The sequence below is a fragment of the Hyphomonadaceae bacterium ML37 genome (genome assembly GCA_027627685.1).
GTDB lineage: Bacteria > Pseudomonadota > Alphaproteobacteria > Caulobacterales > Maricaulaceae > Oceanicaulis.
Genome location: CP091241.1, coordinates 2413332 through 2430117 on the forward strand (window position 1 = coordinate 2413332; position 16786 = coordinate 2430117).

Genomic DNA, 16786 nt, shown 5'->3' on the forward strand with positions numbered 1-16786 from the left:
GGCGTGCGGCTGCCGCTTTGTGTTTGACAAGATAATATATGTTTCATATACGATCCGTATATTACAGGAGGTAAGCCGATGGGCCTCGTAAAAATTGATGACGCTCTGCATGAGAAGGCCCGCCGGGCCAGCACGGTGATGTGCCGCTCGATCAATGCGCAGGCCGAATTCTGGATGAAGATCGGCATGATGGCCGAATCCCATCCGGCGATGACTTTCAACGACATCGTCAAGGCGCAACTTGTTGCGGCGGATGTGCGCGGCGCGAAAACGGCCGATGCGATGATGGCCGCGACCGCTTGATCGCCGGGCGCGGCCCATTTGACAGACAGGATGAGCATGACTTTCCAAGACGAGATCGCTGAATTTTTCGCCCGCTATGTCGACGCGTTCGCCCGCCGCGACGCGGATGCCTTGAGCCAATTGTGGGAGCCGGTCGGCCTGTTCCCGTCACCGACAGGCAATTTCGCGATGCCAAGGGAGGCGTTCCGCGACCATTGCGTCACGCTGATGGACTTCTACCGCAATCAGGGCGTTGTGCGGCCCGTAGGCGAATTGCTTGATGCTGAGGAGCTGTTCGACAACGTCGCTCAGGCGCGCATGGCCTACCGGATGCTGGGCGAAGGCGGCGAGGTCATCGCCGCGTGGGAGCATGTCTATATTCTGCGCCGGAGCGACAGCTGGCGCGTGACGCTGACGATCGCAGATGGCGAAATGGCCGCCTGGGCCGCGCGCGGCGCACAGCTGTGACGCGCCGTGCTGGCTGACCCGGATGGATCGCGCCCGCCCTACCCCTTGAACGGGTCCTGCATCAGGATGACGTCGTCGCGTTCGGGGCTGGTGGAGAGGATGGCGACGGGGGCTTCGATCAGTTCTTCGATGCGGCGCACGTATTTCACCGCCTGGGCGGGCAGATCCATCCAGCTGCGCGCGCCGGCGGTGGAGCCCGACCAGCCTTCCAGGGTCTCGTAAACCGGCTCCACGCGCGCCTGCGCGTCGGCGCCGGCGGGCAGGCGGTCATACATCTCGCCATTGAGCTTGTAGCCGACGCAGACTTTCAGCGCGTCAAATCCGTCGAGGACGTCCAGCTTGGTCAGCGCCACGCCGGTAATGCCGTTGATCTTCACGCTCTGGCGCACCAGCACCGCGTCAAACCAGCCACAGCGGCGCTGGCGGCTGGTGACCGTGCCGAACTCGCGGCCCCGCTCGCCCAGGCGCTTGCCGGTCTCGTCAGTGAGCTCGGTGGGGAACGGCCCCTCGCCCACCCGCGTGGTGTAGGCCTTCACAATGCCGAGCACATAGCCCACCTGGCCCGGACCCACGCCCGACCCGGCGGCGGCCTGGCCGGCCACGGTGTTGGAGCTGGTCACAAACGGATAGGTGCCGTGGTCCACATCGAGGAAGGCGCCCTGGGCGCCCTCGAACAGGACTTTCTTGCCGTCGGCGATGGCGGCGTTGAGGGTTTTCCACACCGGGTCGGCATAGGGCAGGACCTTGGGCGCGATCGCCATCAGCTCGGCCGTCATCTCATCGGCGTCCGCCTCGGCCACGCCAAAGCCCCGGCGCAGGGCATTGTGGTGATGCAGCATCTCGCCAATGCGGCGGCGCAGCTGGCGCTCATCGGCCAGATCAATGACCCGCACGGCGCGCCGACCCACCTTGTCTTCATAGGCCGGGCCGATGCCCCGGCGCGTGGTGCCGATCTTCATGCCGTCATCGCGGTTCTCGCGCAGGGCGTCGAGCTCGCGGTGGACAGGAAGGATCAGGGCGGCGGTTTCGGCCAGGCGCACCATTTTGGGGGTGATGTTCACCCCTTGGGCGCGGACTTTCTCGATTTCCTCGATAAAGGCCCAGGGGTCCACCACCACGCCATTGCCGATCAGCGACAGCTTCTTCTGCACCACGCCCGACGGCATGAGCGAGAGCTTGTAGGTGACCCCGTCGACCACCAGCGTATGGCCGGCATTGTGTCCGCCCTGGAAGCGCACGACCAGATCGGCGCGGTGGCACAGCCAGTCCACGATCTTGCCTTTGCCCTCGTCGCCCCACTGGGCGCCGACGACCACCACGTTCGACATGGGGATGCTCCGCTAACGGTGTGAAACCGTGGCGAGGCTTAGACCCTCCCCGCCTTGCGGGCAAGGCGGCAGGCTAGCCGGCCTGTATCTGGCGCAGGCGCTGGTCGCGCCGGCAGCCAAAGCGGTAGCGCTGATAGCGGATCGGGTTGTTGACCGCATAGTCCTGATGCTCGGCGCCCGCCGGCCAGAACGTGTCAAAACTGCGGATGCGCACGGCGATCTCGCGCCCGAAGCGCTCGGCGGTGGAGTCTCTGGAGGCTTCGGCTGCAGCGCGCTGGGCGGCGTCCACCGGGAAGATGGCCGGGGCGTAGGCCGCGCCGCGGTCGCAGAACTGGCCGTCGCCATCGAACGGATCCACATTGAGCCAGTAATGGGCCAGCAGCGCCTCATAGCTCACCACCGCGGGGTCAAAGATGATGCGCGCGCTCTCCACATGTCCGGTGCGCCCGCGCACCACGTCGTAATAGCCAGGATTGGCTTCCGATCCGCCGGCAAAGCCGGACACGACCTCGACAACACCGTCGAGCCCCTCGAAATCGGCCTCGGTGCACCAGAAACAGCCCGACGCGAAGATGGCGTGAGACAGGCCGTCGGGCAGGTCCGCGCCATCGGCCTGGGCCGGGCTGAGGTAATCATCAGCGAAGCTCGCGGCGCTGAGCATCAGGGCGGCGAGCAGGGCAAGGGCGAAGCGGGCGATCATCGGGCGGGCTCCAATTGCGGGCGTGTTCTGACATACCATGTGGCCCGATCCGCCATGGCGCCAAGGCGCGGCGCGGTCACCTTTGCGTGTAAGGCTGTGATCACGCCCGCTTCGCGCCCGCTTCGATCTTCGCCGGCTCGAACGGGACCACGTGGCGGAATTCGGGCCTGCGCGCCTCCCAGTCATTGAGGATGGCGGCGGCGTGGAGGGAGCCGGTGGCGGCGTAGTGGGCTTCGATGAGGGCGCGGCAGCGCGCTTCGGCCTCGCCCTTGAGCTCGGCCAGGAATACGGTTTCGCCATTGAGGCGGGGTTCCAGGCGGCCGTCCTCGTCGAGCACGAAGGCTTCGCCGCCCGTCATGCCGGCGGCGAAATTATCGCCCACCTTGCCCAGGATCACCGCGACGCCGCCGGTCATGTATTCGCAGCCATTGGCGCCGCAGCCCTCGACCACCACGGTCGCGCCGGAATTGCGCACGGCAAAGCGCTGGCCCGCGCCGCCCGCGGCGAACAGGCGGCCTGACGTGGCGCCGTAGAGGACCGTGTTGCCGATGATCACATCGCCCGCGCCATGACGGCGCGCGCCGCCGAACGGGCGGATGGCGAGGGTCGCGCCCGACAGGCCCTTGCCCACATAGTCATTGGCGTCGCCTTCCAGCTCGATGCGCAGACCCTTGGCGGCGAAGGCGCCGAGTGACTGACCCGCCGATCCGGCAAGGCGAAGCGTGAGCTGGCCGTCCTCCAGGCCGTCGGGGCCGAAGGCGCGCACAATGGCCGACGACACCCGCGCGCCCACGGCGCGGTCGGTGTTCTTCACGTCATACACGAGCTGCATCTTCTCGCGCCGGGTAAAGACCGGGGCAGCGTCCTTGAGGATCTGCTCGTCGAGGCTCGGCGCCACGGCGTTGCGCTGGGTGCGCGTGGAGCGCGGCGGGCGGGCCTGGGGGTCGACGCGCACCAGCAGCGGATTGAGATCGAGATCGTCCAGGTGATCGGCGCCCCGGCTGACCTGATCGAGCAGGTCGGCGCGGCCGATGACGTCTTCGAGGCGCTCGGCGCCCAGGCGGGCGAGGATTTCGCGGGTGTCGCGGGCGATGAAGGTCATCAGGTTGACCACGTGGTCGGCCATGCCGGTGAAGCGCTTCCGCAGATCATCGTCCTGGGTGCAGATGCCCACCGGGCAGGTGTTGGAATGGCACTGGCGCACCATCAGACAGCCCAGCGCGATCAGGCTGGTGGTGCCGATGCCGAACTCCTCCGCGCCCAGCATGGCGGTGATCACCACGTCGCGCCCGGTGCGGATGCCGCCATCGGCGCGCAGCGTCACCCGCTCGCGCAGGCCGTTGAGCGAGAGCACCTGATGGGCTTCCGACAGGCCGAGCTCCAGCGGCGCGCCGGCGAACTTGATGGAGGTCTGCGGGCTGGCGCCCGTACCGCCCACATTGCCCGAGATCAGGATCACGTCGGCATGGGCCTTGGCCACGCCCGCGGCCACGGCGCCGACACCGGCGGCGGCCACGAGCTTCACGCAGACGCGCGCCTCGGGATTGATCTGTTTGAGGTCGTAGATGAGCTGGGCCAGGTCCTCGATGGAGTAGATGTCGTGATGCGGGGGCGGGCTGATCAGCGTGGTGCCCGGCGTGGCGTGGCGCAGGCGCGCGATCATCTGCGTGACCTTGAAGCCGGGCAGTTGGCCGCCCTCGCCGGGCTTGGCGCCCTGGGCGATCTTGATCTCGATTTCGCGGCACTGGTTGAGATATTCGGCCGTGACGCCGAACCGGCCGGACGCCACCTGTTTGACCGCCGAATTCATGTTGTCGCCATTGGCCATGGGCGTGTAGCGCGAGCGGTCCTCGCCGCCCTCGCCCGACACCGACTTGGCGCCGATGCGGTTCATGGCGACGTTGAGCGCGCCGTGCGCTTCAGGGCTCAGCGCGCCCAGGCTCATGCCCGGCGTGACGAAGCGCTGGCGGATTTCATTGACGCTTTCACAGCGCGACAGATCGACAGACGGCCCCAGCGGGCGCGGCTCGAGAAGATCGCGCAGCTGGATCGGGTCGGCGTCGCGCGTCTGCAGGCCGACATACTCGCGGAACGCGGCGTAATCCTCTTCGCGCACCGCCTTTTGCAGGGCGGTGACGGACCGGGCCTCGACCGCATGCACCTCGCCCGAGGCGCGCTGGCGGTAGAAGCCGCCCACGGGCAGGCGCACCGCCCCGTCATCGCGCCAGGCCCAGGCGTGCAGCTCGGCGAGCTTTTGTTCCAGGCCCGCCAGGCCAATGCCGGAAATGCGGCTGGTCACCCCGCCGAGATACTCCATCGCCACGGCGCGCGAGAGGCCCAGCACCTCGAAATTGCACCCGCCGCGATAGGAGGAGACCACCGATATGCCCATCTTGGACATGATTTTCAGAAGCCCCGCATCAAACGCGGCCTTCATGTTCAGCGCCTTCTGACCCAGCGAGAGCGAGGCCAGGCCGCGCTGGCTTCGCGCAGCTACCGTTTCAAAGGCGATATAAGGGTTCACGGTGGTGGCCCCGAGCCCGATCAGAACCGCCAGGCCATGGGCGTCGGCCACGTCGGCGGCGCGCACATTGAGCGAACAGTAAGTGCGAAGCCCCTTGCGGGTGAGGTGCGTGTGCGCGGCGCCGACCGCCAGCGCCATGGGCACAGAGCAGCGCTGAGCCCCCTGCGCTTCGTCGGTGAGGACGAGATGTTCGGCGCCGTCCCGTATGGCGGCTTCAGCGTCGGCGCGGATACGGTCGAGGGCGCGCATCAGCCCGCCCCCGGCGCCGGTGGCCTCTTCGGCAGGGAAGGTGGCGTCCACTTCCGCCACCCGCTCGCCCAGCACGGCGCGCAGGCGCGCATACATGCCATTGGTGAGAACAGGCGAATCCAGCACGAACACATTGGTCTGGGCTTCGTCAGTGGCCAGGATGTTTCCCAGATTCTTGAACCGGGTCTTCAGGCTCATCACCCGGCCCTCACGCAAGGGATCGATGGGCGGATTGGTGACCTGGGAGAAGTTCTGCCGGAAATAATGGTACACTGGCCGGTAGCGGTTCGACAGGACCGCCAGCGGGCTGTCATCGCCCATGGAGCCGATGGCTTCCTTGCCGGTCTCGGCCATGGGCGAGAGGATGATCTCCACATCCTCCAGCGACAGACCGGCGGCGGCCTGACGGCGCGCGCGCTCGGCGTCATCGAACAGCAAATCTTCCGGGCCGGGGCCGATCTCGGCCTCGATATTCTTGACGTTTTTCAGCCAGTCTTCGTACGGATGCTTGGAGGCCAGCATGTCGAGCATGTCATGCTCGCGCTTGAACCCGCCCTCATGCAGGTCGACGCCGATCATGCGCCCCGGCGTCACCGCGCCGCGCTCGATCACGCTGTCAGGGTCCAGCGGCGCCATGCCGGTTTCCGACCCCACGGCCAGCAAGCCATCCCCGGTCAGCGACCAGCGCAAGGGCCGCAGGCCATTGCGGTCCAGCCCGGCGATCGCCCAGCGGCCATCACAAGCGACCACCGCCGCCGGCCCGTCCCAGGGCTCCATCACCGAGTTGCAGTATTCGTACAGGCCCCGCCAGGCGCCGGGCATCAGTTCGCCACGCTTGGACCAGGCTTCGGGGATGAGCAGCGTCTTGGCCATGGGCGCCGAGCGGCCGGCGCGCACCAGCACCTCGAACACTTCGTCCAGCGCCGCTGAGTCCGACGCGCCCGCGCTGATCACCGGTTTGACCACGTCCTCGGCGTCCCTGAACGCCTTGGCCGCCATGAGAATCTCATGGCTCTTCATCCAGTTGCGATTGCCCTTGAGCGTGTTGATCTCGCCATTATGGGCGAGCATGCGGAAGGGCTGGGCCAGGCGCCATTCAGGAAACGTGTTGGTGGAATAGCGCTGGTGGAAGATCGCAAACGACGACACGAAGCGCTCGTCGCGCAGATCGGGATAGAAGGTGTCGATGGCCTCGGCCAGGAACATGCCCTTGTAGACCACATCGCGCGCTGACAGCGAGGCGACATAGAAGCCCGGCAGGGCGTCCTCGCGCGCGCGCGCCTCGATCCGGCGGCGCACCAGATAGAGCGCGCGCTCCAGCACGGAAGCCGCGCGCTTTTTCGGGTCCTCAAACAGGATCTGCTCGATGGCCGGACGGGTGGAGGCGGCCTTGTCGCCGAGGCATGACGGATCGATGGGGGCCTGGCGCCAGCCATAAAGGCGCAGGCCCGCGCGCAGCACTTCGGTCTCGACGATGGTGCGCGAGCGCTCCTGGGCGGCGAAGTCTGTGCGCGGCAGGAAGATCATGCCCACGCCGATGACGCCCGAGCCCGGCGCGTGGCCGGTGCGGGCCACCTGCGCCTTGAAGAAATCCTGCGGGATGCCGACGCGCAGACCCGCGCCGTCGCCGGTCTTGCCGTCCGCGTCCACCGCGCCGCGATGCCAGACGGCTTTGAGCGCCTTGATCGCGAGCTCCACCACCTCGCGCCGGGGCGTGGCGTTGATGTCGGCGATCAGACCGACGCCGCACGCGTCGCGCTCGGAGTCCGCCTCATAGGCGTTGGCGTCGATCAGACGGTCGCGATTGTCGAGATAGCGCTGCGCCTCGCTCATTCCGCCATCTCCGCCACTTTGGACGACGCCTCTTCGCGTGCGCGGGCCATCAGATCGGCGTGAATTTCAGTGGCCGCATCCATGCCGTCGCGCACCGCCCAGACCACCAGGGAGGCGCCGCGCACGGCGTCGCCGCCCGCATACACGCCGGGGATGGAGGTGCGGCAACGGCTGGTGACGCGCAGCGTGCCGCGCGGCGACATCTCAAGCTTCGGCGCGCCGTAAAGCGCCGGAAAATCTTCCGGCTCAAAGCCCAGCGCCGCGATCACCATGTCGGCGGGGGCGTCATGTTCCTGGCCGACAGCGGGCATGGGACGCCGGCGGCCAGTGCCGTCCGGCGCGCCCAGAACCATGCGCTGGATGCGCACGCCGGTGGCGGTGTCGGCATCGCCCAGGATCGCGGCCGGCGCGCACAGCCATTCGAATGTCACGCCCTCTTCCTCGGCGTGGGAGACCTCGCGGTCGGAGCCCGGCATGTTCACCCGGTCGCGCCGGTAGTGGCAGGCCACGCTGGCCGCGCCCTGGCGCACCGCCGTGCGCACGCAGTCCATGGCCGTATCGCCGCCGCCGATCACGATCACGCGCTTTCCCTTTGCGTCGAAGCGGCCATTATCGGCGATGTCCTCGCCGAAGCCGCGCCGGTTGGACGCCGTGAGATAGTCCAGCGCCGGGACCAGCCCACGTCCGCCACCGCCCGGACAGGTCAGCGCCCGGGCCGCATAGGCGCCCGCGGCGATATAGACCGCGTCATGCTGGCCGCGCAGATCGTCCAGGCTGGCGTCGCGCCCCACCTCGAAATTGAGCTGAAAGACGATCCCGCCCTGCTCCAGGCGCGCGACCCGGCGGGCCACCACGGACTTGTCCAGCTTGAAATTGGGAATGCCATAGACCAGAAGCCCGCCGGCGCGGTCCTGACGGTCATAGACGGTGACGGCATGGCCCTGCTCGCGCAGGCGCTCGGCGGCTGAGAGACCCGCGGGTCCCGCCCCGATGATCCCGACCGAAAACCCGCTGGCGACCGCCGGGCGCAGCGGCTTGACCCAGCCGTTGTCCCACGCGGTTTCGGTGATGTGCGTCTCCACCGAGCCGATGGTGACCGCGCCGTGGCCCGATTGCTCGATGACGCAGGCGCCCTCGCACAGACGGTCCTGGGGGCAGATGCGCCCGCAAATCTCAGGCATGGTGGATGTGGCCGAGGAGAGCTCGTAGGCTTCCTCCATGCGGCCTTCCGCCGCCAGCATCAGCCAGTCGGGGATGTCATTGTGCAACGGGCAGCCGGTCTGGCAGAAGGGCACGCCGCACTGGGAGCAGCGCTCGGCCTGCTCGGCGCCGCGTTCGGGCGAGAAGGGCGCGTAGATTTCATCGAAATCGTGCTTGCGCGCGTCCGCGGGGCGCTTTTCTGGATAGCGCTGGTCGGTGGTCGTGAATTTCAGCACAGTCGCGTCTCCTCACCCGCCGGCAGCGCTTGTTTCCGCTGTTCAGGAAGCGTCCGGAAATTTGTCCGGACTTGTTGCATTGCAACAAATTACGGGCTCTGGCGCAAGGGGGCGCGGCGGCCTCAGCCGACCGGATCGCCCGCGTCGGACGCCAGCCGGGTCAGGGCATCATAGAGCGTATCGGCCGCTTCGTCGCCCAGGCGCTCGTCCAGCTCCGTGTTGAAGGCGCGCAGCACCGTGTCGGCGCGCTCGGCGGCGCGCCGCCCGGCCTCACTCAAGGCCACCAGCGCGCCGCGCCGGTCCTTGGCGTCCCGCCGCCGGGTGACCAGGCCGGCCGCCTCCATGCGCGTGACGAGACCGGTCACCGCCGGGGCGCCCAGCGCCAGCACATCACCAATAGCGCCCATACGCCGCTCGCCCCGGCGCAAGAGCAAAAACAGCACCGCCGCCTGGCTGGCGCTCACGCCGGCTTCAGCGCGCAGGCGCTGGTCAGCGTCCCGGCTAAGGCGCCGGGCCGCGATTTCGATCAGTAAAAACAGTCGCCGGTCAACGGCGCGAACGCGGGCCATACTGGCAAACTCGCCCGATTCCTTCGGGTGTGAAAGAGTTTACGCGCCTTGTCACACCCACGCAGAGGCCGTATCCAGAATGAGGGCTTCACAAAAATGCCGTGCGGCAAAGCGCAGGGCAGTCCAACGAGGGGAATGAACGAGCATGAAATACATTGTTTTGGCTGCGGCCGCCGGACTGTTCGCCACCGCATGCGCCACGACGCAAGACGGGACAACGGCCAGTTCCGCCGCTGCCACCACCCAGGTGGCCAGCGCCGAAGAAGTCGCCCGCGCCGAGCGCGAGGGCTATGACCCTAATGCGATCCGCTGCGAGCGCGAACGGGTCATCGGATCACGCCTGCCCGCCCGCCAGGTCTGCCGCCCGGAATGGGAATGGCGCGCCATCCAGCGCGGCGCCACCGAGACCATGGATCATATCCAGCGTCAGGGCGTTCCGATCAACGAGAACTGAGTTTGAGGGGCCGGCGGTGAGACAATTCAGGGCTCAACCTGCAATGCGGCGGCGCCGCGCGCTCCTTTGACTGAGGCGATTGGGTCTTTGAAGGCCCTGGATATCAGCCATGCGCCAACGGGCCCGGCGGCTCATCAGGAGTAGCGTTGCCATGAAATACATTGTTTTGGCTGCGGCCGCCGGACTGTTCGCCACCGCATGCGCCACGACGGAAAGCAGGATCACGGCGGCTTCCGCCGCTGCCGCCACCCAGGTGGCCAGCGCCGAAGAAATCGCCCGCGCCGAGCGCGAGGGCTATGACCCTAATGCGATCCGCTGCGAGCGCGAACGGGTCATCGGATCACGCCTGCCCGCCCGCCAGGTCTGCCGCCCGGAATGGGAATGGCGCGCCATCCAGCGCGGCGCCACCGAGACCATGGATCATATCCAACGTCACGTGAGCCCGGCCGAACCCTGCACAACGCGCTGCTGATCATCCTTTCAAGGTGATGACGCTCATCCTGCAAAGCGCCACACGCGCGCCTGCCTGACCTCGCGATCCTCCAGATCGCGGGATACAGGCGTGTCGTATCGGGCCAACGCTTCCAGCTTCGTTCTGGGCAGAAAGGTCCGCCCCGGATCGCCGATCAGCACCAGCGCGCCGCGGGCATGCAGGCTGGCGAGCCAGCCAGCGATGCGCGCGGCGCCAGGCGCCTCGTAGAAGACATCCCCGGCCAGCACCACATCCCAGCCCGCATCGGCGCCGGTGATGTCGGCCAGTTGCGCGTCCACCTCCACGCCATTGAGCGCCGCGTTCAGGCGGGCGGCGGCCACAGCGAACGGATCAATCTCGCTGGCGCCGACACGGGCGGCGCCGGCTTTGGCGGCGCCTATGCCCGCCACACCGCACCCGCAGGCGAAATCCAGGACATGGGCTCCGGCCACCAGATGCGGGTTATCCATGACATAGCGCGCCAGCGCCTGACCGCCTGCCCAGGCGAACGCCCAGAAGGGCGGCGGCAAGCCGATCTCGCCCAGGGCCTCTTCGGTGCGGGTCCAGATTTCAATGGTTTCGTCGGCGAGATGAAAGCGCAGCTCGGGCGTCAACGGCGCGCTGGTGATGCGCGTGTGCCGGGTGATGAAGGCGTCAGCGGTGGCCGGGGTCAGCGTCATCGCGCGGGTGTAGACCGGCCCCGGCTGCGGAGCCAGCGGTCAACGCGTTGCGAGGGGGAGGAGAAGGAAAGGTGGGACCCGCCTCGAGGTGGCGCTGGCTCTCGATCGCCCCCTCAGACGAAAGCGTGCCGCGCTGACACACTCGAGACGAGCCCCGGACCGGGCTTCGCAAGGCGCGTGCAAAGCGGCGCCCGATCCGTGACAACAGGCGGCGGGACGCGGCGGATATTCGCCATTGGGGGGAGAAGAACCGCAGTCGAAACCGCGCCGCGCCCACCGCCTTGTTCCTCACACTGGAGGTCAACTGCGTCGCCAATCGTTCCGGTTTAAGGAAATTTCGCCGCAGGCCCGCCGCAATCAAGGCGGCGGCGTTCATCTGCTCGTCATCACTGGCGGTAGGGCTCAAGGCCGGTGAGTTCGAGCGTGTACGCGGCGTCAGCCAGATCGCTGTCATGGCGGCGGGTGCGCATCACGCCTTCCGCAAACACCGGCTCCCACATGCCCTGCACCGCCACGCCGTCGGCGGCCTGCACATAGATGAGCTGGTTGGGCGGCGGCGGCGGCACGTGCACGCAGGCGCCTACGAAGGGCACAAGCAGGAAGCGCGAGACCTGACCGGAGGCGGAAAAATCGAACGGCAGCACGAAGCCGGCGATGCGCACGCGCTCGCCGTCCAGCTCGTCGACCACATTGAAGGTCTGCAGCTGGGGCATCTGGTCTGTGCCGAAATGATTGAAGCCGAACTCTATCGCCTGGACCTGCTGCAGCCGGGCGATGCGCTCGGCCTCGCCGGGCGGCAGGAGATCGGACCAGACCAGTTCAAGACGCTCGCCCGCCGCCGCGTCCTCAGCCTGGGCCGGGACGGTCAGGGCGGCCGCACACAGGGCCATCAACAGGGCGATCACACGCGTCATGACGACGATACATGCGCGTGTGACCGCCGGGCTTCAAGGGCCTGATGCTGTTACGGGGCGATGACGGCGGCGCTCGGGGTGAGCGTGGCGGCGCCGGCGCGATTGCCGCTGACAAAGCTCGCCTGCAGGGTTTCCAGCCGCGCAAAGGCGTCGAACAGGCCGCCGGCGTCGAGCTGGTCAGCCCGGGCGGCGGTCTCGCAGGCAAAAGTCCAGCTGATCACAAGATCGCTATCGCCGTGATAGCGGTCCGTTTCGGCATGGTCATCATGGCCGTGCCCGTGGTCATCACCGTGGTCATGATCATGGTTTTCGTGGTCATGATCATCGTGTTCGTGATCATCATGCCCGTGATCGTGGCCATGACCGTCGGACTGCCCATGACCGCCACGCGTCCCCTCGATGTCGACGGTGGCCAGCGTGCAGCCCGCCCCGCTGGGGAAGGCCACGGGCGCCAGATCGAACGCCTCATAGGCCGCGTCGATGGCCGCACGCTCTTCGTCAGTCTCAGCCGCGCGCTCGAAGCCGAAGAAGTTGTAGGCGGCGCCGCTGAGCACCACCAGGGCCGCGCCGGCGTCGGCGTCGACCGCCACGTCCAGCGCCGCAGCGCCGTGCACATGAGCGCCCAGCTGGCGCATCGGGGCGTCGTCACCCAGGGCGGCGCCGCCCGACAGCACCATGGCCAGCGCGGCGCAGCTCATCAGTTTGGAAAGCGTCATGGGTTGGGCTCCTGTGTCAGGTCGTGGCCGGGATGGTCCGCATGGTCGTGACCGGAATGATCATGATCATGTTCATCATCGTGGGCGTGAATGTGGCGGTGCGCGCCATGGTCATGTTGATGCGGAAGGGCGTGCGCCTCGTCGCCGTGATGGGCGTGGTCATGGCCCATCAGCATCAGCGCCGCCGCGCCCGCGCCGGCGAACACCGCCCCGCCGCCCCGCACCAGGCCGGCGGTGAGGGCTTCGCTCAGCAGATGGGCGGCGCCCACATGCAGCAGCAGGCCCGCCACCAGCGCCATGAGGATATTCAGGACCGACAGATCCAGCGCCGCAGCGGACGGCGCCGCGATCACGGCCGCCACCAGCATGGTCAGGCCCGCCGCCGCGAACGCCAGCAGCGCCGCCATCCGGTCGCCCAGCCCGCCGCGCTGCAGCAGAATGAAGCACACCACCGCCACCGGGAGCTGGTGCACCACCAGACCCACCCCCGCCGTGGCGGCCAGCGCCGGCTCCATGGCGTGGGTGACGGCGAACACCACACCGTCCAGCGCTGAATGGACCGCCAGCGCACCCACCGCCGCCAGCGCCGCCGTGCGCGCACGCGTGGAGCCGGGCCCGGCCGAGACAGACGCCACAGCCGTGCCGCCGGTCACGCCCTGCAGCACGAACCCGCCGGCGAACCCGGCCAGCACCAGCCAGGGCGCGTAGCCGCCAGACGCCAGAGCCGACGGGATCAGCTCCACCACGGCCAGGGTGACGACGAGGCCGCCCGCGAAGGCCGCAAAGAGCGGTGAATGCTGACGGGTGAAGCCCGCGCCGCGCAGGGCCAGAAGCACGGCCAGGCCCACGGCGCCGGCGGCGACGAGCCCGAAGACCAGGGCGGACAGTAACGGGCTCAAACGGGCGGCGCTCCGGAGGCGGTGTGTCGGGAGTGTTATATTGTTGCGCGCATGTAACCGCTCGGCGCCGCGAAGGCAAGCGTGAGCGCCTATCGAGGCTCGCCCAAAGCAGCGCCCAGGGCCAGCCCGGAGCGCCAGGCCAGCTCGGCGCGCGGGCCCAGGCGCCAGTCGCCGCCCACGCCGATCGTGCCGGACGGGTCCAGCGCGCAAGGCGTCCCCGCCGCCTGCTGCACCAGCGCGTAGCGCCAGCGATGGGCCTGGCGCCACACAGGCTCCGGCATGCCGAAGCGCACAAAGGCTTCCTCGCACAATGCGCGCATGACCATGTCCGGATCAGCTTCCAGGAAGGCCTTCGACCAGTCAGGCGAGCCCTGCAGCACCCAGCATTCGGGCCCCTGCCAGCCGGGGCGGGCATTCATGCGGGCCATCCAGCGGATCGCCCCGCCCAGCATTTGCGCGCCGTCAAAACCGGGATCGAACGGCGCGTCCAGCACCGCCATCACCGTCCAGCACGGGCCGATCTGTACGGTGCGGGCCTCCTGGATCAGAACGGAGAAGTCGGCGTCGGTACGCGCCAGAAGGTCGATCAATTGTTCTGGCGGCAGGGTCAGGGCGATCCGCTCGAATGGGCCTTCGATCTCGCCGTCCTCGAAATGCACGCGCCAGGCGCCCGGTTCGCCCGACAGGTGGCGCGCACGCGCCGCGAACCGGACCTGCTGCCCGCCCAGCGCCGTGCGCACGAGCGCGCTCATGCCCGGCACGCCTACCCAGCGGGTCTTGGGGCGCAAAGGCTGCATGCCGCCCACGCGATCAATGGAGACCAGACGCGCGCGCCAGACCTGCGCCACGCCCGCAGCGGCGGCTTCATCAATCAGCGCCTGAAACCCGGCCGTTTCGGCGGTGACGAACTGGGCGCCGTGATCGATGCGCGCCTCGCCCTGCGGCGTTTCAGCGCGCCGGGTGGAGAGCCGCCCGCCGGGGCCGCGCCCCTTGTCGAACAGAACCGGCTGAAATCCAGCCTGCGCAAGGGTTCGCGCCGCGGCTGCGCCCGCCAGACCTGCTCCGATCACCGCTGCTCGCATGGCGGGCATTCCCTGTATTGTCTGGCCCACAGACCTATGTCTGGCGCCATGGAACATCAAACGCAAAATACTGACGACGCCGCGACACCACCCGCCTGCGAGGTGTTTTTTGACGGCGACTGCCCGCTATGCCGGGCCGAGATCGGGATGTATCAGCGCCAAGGCGCGCAGGCGCGATTTACTGACGTCAGCACAGGCGCTGGCGCGCCGCCGGAGATTGGCGCCGACGCAGCGATGAAACGCTTTCACGTGCGCCGGGCCGATGGCGTTCTGGTGTCGGGCGCAGCGGCCTTCGCCGAGCTGTGGAAGGCCACGCCCGGCTGGCGCTGGCTGGGACACGTCGCCGCCCTGCCCCCGCTTGTCTGGATCGGCGAGGGCCTGTACCGCGCCTTTCTGGTGATCCGCCCGGCCCTGCAAGGACTGGCGCGCCGCCGCGCGAACGGCTGAAGGCCTGCGATGGGCGCGCAGCTGGTCTGGTTCAAGCGCGATCTGCGCGCGCATGATCACGCAGGGCTCGCCGCCGCCGCCTCCAGCGGCGGGCCGGTCCTCTGTCTGTACATCGTCGAGCCCTGGCTGTGGGCGCAGCCCGATTATTCCGGCCGCCACTATGCCTTCCTGACCGAGACGCTGGCCGATCTGGACAGGGCGCTACGCGCCCGCGGCGGGACGCTGACTGTGCGCACCGGCGAGGCGGTGGCGGTGCTCGACGCCCTTCACCGCCAAACCCCCATCGACGCCATCCACGCCCATGAAGAAACCGGCCTGATCGCCACCTGGGAGCGCGACCGGGCCGTGGCGCAATGGGCGCGCCGGCACAGCATCGCCTTTATCGAGCACCGCCAGAATGGCGTCATCCGCGCGCTCCCCTCGCGCAATGGCTGGGCGAAGCGCTGGGAGGCCTTCATGAGCCAGCCGGTGATCCCGGCGCCCGCGCGGTTTCAGGATGCCGGCGCACCGTCGGAGCCGATCCCGGCGCCCGAGGCGCTGGGCCTCGCCCCCGACCCCTGCCCGGGGCGCCAGACAGGCGGGCGGCGCCAGGCCGTGGCGGATCTGGAAAGCTTTCTGTTTGCACGCGGCCGCGATTACCGGCGGGCCATGTCCTCGCCCGTCAGCGCGTTTGACGCCTGTTCGCGCCTGTCGGCGCATCTGGCGCTGGGCGCGATCTCGGTGCGTGAGGCGTATCAGGGCGCGGGCCGGGCGCTCACCGCCCACCGCGCGGCGGGCGAGGTCGGGTTCGCGCGCTCGGTGGAGAGCTTCATCTCGCGCCTGCACTGGCATTGCCATTTCATGCAGAAGTTCGAGGACGAGCCCGAACTCGCCACCCGCGACCTGCACCCGGCCTATCGCGGCGCCCGGCCAGAGGCGGACCCCGACACGCTCAAGCGCTGGATTGAGGGGCGCACGGGCCTGCCGTTTCTGGATGCGTGCATGCGCGCGCTGGACCATACCGGCTGGCTGAATTTCCGCATGCGCGCGATGGCCGCGGCGTTTTCCAGCTATCATCTGTGGCAGGACTGGAAACGCCCGGCCCAGGCGCTGGCGCGCCGCTTCACCGATTTCGAGCCGGGCATTCACTATCCCCAGTTCCAGATGCAGTCGGGCGTGACCGGGGTGAACACGCCGCGCATCTATAACCCGGTCAAGCAATCCATGGATCAGGACCCGGATGGCGTGTTCATCGCCCGCTGGGTTCCAGAGCTCGCCGCCCTGCCCGCGCCCTTCCGGCATCAGCCCTGGACCGCACCGCAAGGCGTGCTGGAGGCGGCCGGCGTGCAGCTGGGCGTGACCTATACAGACCGCATCGTCGATCACGAACAGGCCGCGCGCGAGGCGAAGGCGAAGCTCACCGCCCTGCGCCGCAGCGCCGGGCACGGGCCCGCCAGCGACGCCATCCAGGCCCGCCACGGCAGCCGAAAATCCGGGCTGAAACAGACCGGTTCGGCCACCCGGCGGCGCAAGGCGAAAGCCGCACCCGATCCCGCGCAAGGGAGCCTGTTCTGAGCCATGGCCAAGGGATCAAACCGCCGCAAGGCCACCGCCAAGGCCGATCTGCCGCAGAAAACCTGCGTGAGCTGCGGCCGGCCCTTCACCTGGCGCAAGAAATGGGAGCGGGTCTGGGACGAGGTGAAGTATTGCTCGAAGCGTTGTGGTGGGCGGGGTTAGGAAGGGCTCGGCGCTGA

Annotated in this window: 16 protein-coding genes and 2 pseudogenes; 7 read left to right on the plus strand and 11 right to left on the minus strand. The window is 68.4% G+C overall.

The window, feature by feature from the left end; all coding sequences use genetic code 11:
* The first annotated feature begins 78 nt into the window (after nt 1-78).
* Both L2D01_11890 and L2D01_11895 read left to right on the plus strand, forming a co-directional pair.
* Entirely contained in the window at nt 79-303 is a 225-nt protein-coding gene (locus tag L2D01_11890) for a ParD-like family protein (GenBank protein ID WBQ09591.1), read from the plus strand.
* Between the two features lie 36 nt (nt 304-339).
* On the plus strand, nt 340-750 hold the full coding sequence (locus L2D01_11895) for a hypothetical protein (protein WBQ09592.1): 411 nt from the start codon (nt 340-342) through the stop codon (nt 748-750).
* 38 nt (nt 751-788) lie between these two features.
* Here the strand turns inward: L2D01_11895 and L2D01_11900 are convergent, their stop codons facing one another.
* The 5 genes from L2D01_11900 to L2D01_11920 form a co-directional block, all read right to left on the minus strand.
* On the minus strand, nt 789-2078 hold the full coding sequence (locus L2D01_11900; protein WBQ09593.1) for an adenylosuccinate synthase: 1290 nt from the start codon (nt 2076-2078) through the stop codon (nt 789-791).
* Nucleotides 2079-2151: 73 nt separating this feature from the next.
* Nucleotides 2152-2778 (minus strand): peptide-methionine (S)-S-oxide reductase MsrA, encoded by a 627-nt coding sequence (gene msrA, locus L2D01_11905; GenBank protein WBQ09594.1) that lies wholly within the window; start codon nt 2776-2778, stop codon nt 2152-2154.
* A 100-nt stretch (nt 2779-2878) separates the two neighbouring features.
* Nucleotides 2879-7384 carry a glutamate synthase large subunit gene (gltB, locus tag L2D01_11910; protein ID WBQ09595.1) on the minus strand — a complete coding sequence of 1502 codons (4506 nt, stop codon included), beginning with the start codon at nt 7382-7384 and terminating at the stop codon, nt 2879-2881.
* Nucleotides 7381-8820 (minus strand): NAD(P)-dependent oxidoreductase, encoded by a 1440-nt coding sequence (locus L2D01_11915; GenBank protein WBQ09596.1) that lies wholly within the window; start codon nt 8818-8820, stop codon nt 7381-7383. The genes gltB and L2D01_11915 overlap by 4 nt, the downstream gene beginning before the upstream one ends.
* Nucleotides 8821-8942: 122 nt before the next feature.
* Entirely contained in the window at nt 8943-9389 is a 447-nt protein-coding gene (locus tag L2D01_11920; protein WBQ09597.1) for a MarR family winged helix-turn-helix transcriptional regulator, read from the minus strand.
* Nucleotides 9390-9534: 145 nt separating this feature from the next.
* Here L2D01_11920 and L2D01_11925 point away from each other — a divergent pair, with 145 nt between their 5' ends.
* Nucleotides 9535-9843 (plus strand): hypothetical protein, encoded by a 309-nt coding sequence (locus L2D01_11925; GenBank protein WBQ09598.1) that lies wholly within the window; start codon nt 9535-9537, stop codon nt 9841-9843.
* Nucleotides 9844-9994: 151 nt separating this feature from the next.
* Entirely contained in the window at nt 9995-10315 is a 321-nt protein-coding gene (locus L2D01_11930) for a hypothetical protein (protein WBQ09599.1), read from the plus strand.
* Between the two features lie 23 nt (nt 10316-10338).
* On the opposite strand, the gene L2D01_11935 is transcribed toward L2D01_11930, so the two are convergent.
* The 6 genes and pseudogenes from L2D01_11935 to L2D01_11960 all read right to left on the minus strand — a co-directional run bounded on the left by L2D01_11935 (nt 10339) and on the right by L2D01_11960 (nt 14606).
* Nucleotides 10339-10995, minus strand: a complete 657-nt coding sequence (locus tag L2D01_11935; protein ID WBQ09600.1) for a 50S ribosomal protein L11 methyltransferase — start codon at nt 10993-10995, stop codon at nt 10339-10341.
* 386 nt (nt 10996-11381) lie between these two features.
* Entirely contained in the window at nt 11382-11909 is a 528-nt protein-coding gene (locus tag L2D01_11940) for a DUF3299 domain-containing protein (protein WBQ09601.1), read from the minus strand.
* Nucleotides 11910-11959: 50 nt separating this feature from the next.
* Nucleotides 11960-12160 (minus strand): annotated as a pseudogene (locus tag L2D01_11945) (DUF2796 domain-containing protein).
* A 9-nt stretch (nt 12161-12169) separates the two neighbouring features.
* A pseudogene (locus tag L2D01_11950) lies at nt 12170-12544 on the minus strand (DUF2796 domain-containing protein).
* Between the two features lie 77 nt (nt 12545-12621).
* Nucleotides 12622-13524 carry a hypothetical protein gene (locus L2D01_11955; protein WBQ11661.1) on the minus strand — a complete coding sequence of 301 codons (903 nt, stop codon included), beginning with the start codon at nt 13522-13524 and terminating at the stop codon, nt 12622-12624.
* Between the two features lie 89 nt (nt 13525-13613).
* Complete coding sequence (locus tag L2D01_11960) at nt 13614-14606, minus strand: NAD(P)-binding protein (protein ID WBQ09602.1); 993 nt, start codon at nt 14604-14606, stop codon at nt 13614-13616.
* A gap of 147 nt (nt 14607-14753) precedes the next feature.
* On the opposite strand from L2D01_11960, the gene L2D01_11965 reads away from it, so the two are divergent.
* From L2D01_11965 to L2D01_11975, 3 genes are read left to right on the plus strand one after another with little or no spacing between them, the layout of a single operon-like run.
* Nucleotides 14754-15053, plus strand: coding sequence for a DUF393 domain-containing protein (locus L2D01_11965; GenBank protein ID WBQ09603.1), 300 nt, complete (start codon nt 14754-14756; stop codon nt 15051-15053).
* Between the two features lie 9 nt (nt 15054-15062).
* On the plus strand, nt 15063-16607 hold the full coding sequence (locus L2D01_11970; protein ID WBQ09604.1) for a DNA photolyase family protein: 1545 nt from the start codon (nt 15063-15065) through the stop codon (nt 16605-16607).
* 3 nt (nt 16608-16610) lie between these two features.
* Nucleotides 16611-16769: a DUF2256 domain-containing protein gene (locus L2D01_11975; protein ID WBQ09605.1), complete on the plus strand. Its 159-nt coding sequence runs from the start codon at nt 16611-16613 to the stop codon at nt 16767-16769.
* Nucleotides 16770-16786: the final 17 nt, after the last annotated feature.